Origin of the sequence: Streptococcus infantis (genome assembly GCF_047460405.1) — a bacterium.
Taxonomy (GTDB): domain Bacteria; phylum Bacillota; class Bacilli; order Lactobacillales; family Streptococcaceae; genus Streptococcus; species Streptococcus infantis_Q.
In genome coordinates this window covers 1-1,077 of the sequence record NZ_JASHGH010000048.1, presented here as the reverse complement: position 1 = coordinate 1,077, position 1,077 = coordinate 1, and the positions used below count along the sequence as shown (strand labels likewise).

At 43.2% G+C, this 1,077-nt stretch carries 1 pseudogene; it reads left to right on the top strand.

Annotation, left to right across the window (positions count from 1 at the left end):
• Positions 1–1,077 (top strand): annotated as a pseudogene (locus QM928_RS09925) (YSIRK signal domain/LPXTG anchor domain surface protein); the annotation flags it as partial.

Genomic DNA, 1,077 nt, shown 5'->3' with positions numbered 1-1,077 from the left:
GTAAAGATGGTAAGCCAATCCCAGTCACAATCGGTGAAGACGGTAAAGGTAAAGTACCAAACAGCGAATTACCAGACGATAAAGTTCCAGGTACAGGTAAGATTACAGAACCAGGTCAACCAGCTGTAGAAGTTCCAGTAACAACACCAGCTAAGGTAACACCAGAAACACCAGCTCAAAAGACACCAACAGTAGAGTTGGAACAAGATCCTAAGACAGGTGACGTTACAGTAACACCGAAGAAACCAGATGGCTCAACATACAAACCAGGAACTAAGGTAGAAATCCCAGGTAAAGATGGTAAGCCAATCCCAGTCACAATCGGTGAAGACGGTAAAGGTAAAGTACCAAACAGCGAATTACCAGACGATAAAGTTCCAGGTACAGGTAAGATTACAGAACCAGGTCAACCAGCTGTTGAAGTTCCAGTAACAACACCAGGTAAGGTAACACCAGAAACACCAACAACTGAAACACCAAGTGAGATTGAAATCACACGCAAACCAAATGGTGATGCAGTTGTAACGCCTAAGAAACCAGATGGAAAACCATACCTACCAGGAACTAAGGTAGAAATTCCAAGTAAAGATAAAGATGGAAACCCAACTACAATCACAGTAACAGTTGGCGACAACGGTTCAGGTGAAGTGCCAAATGACAACCTTCCTAAGAAAGATGTCCCAGGTACAGGAACAGTAACAGAACCGAACAAGAAACCATCACAACCAGTAGATGTAACAACACCAGCTCGTAAGACACCAACAGTAGATGTTGAACAAGATCCTAAGACAGGTGACGTTACAGTAACACCTAAGAAACCAGATGGCTCAACATTCCCACCAGGAACTAAGGTAGAAATCCCAGGTAAAGATGGTAACCCAATCACCGTAACAATCGGTGAAGACGGTAAAGGTAAAGTACCAAACAGTGAATTACCAGACGGTAAAGTTCCAGGTACAGGTAAGATTACAGAACCAGGTAAACCAGCTGTTGAAGTTCCAGTAACAACACCAGGTAAGGTAACACCAAATACCCCAACAACTGAAACACCAAGTGAGATTGAAATCACACGCAAAC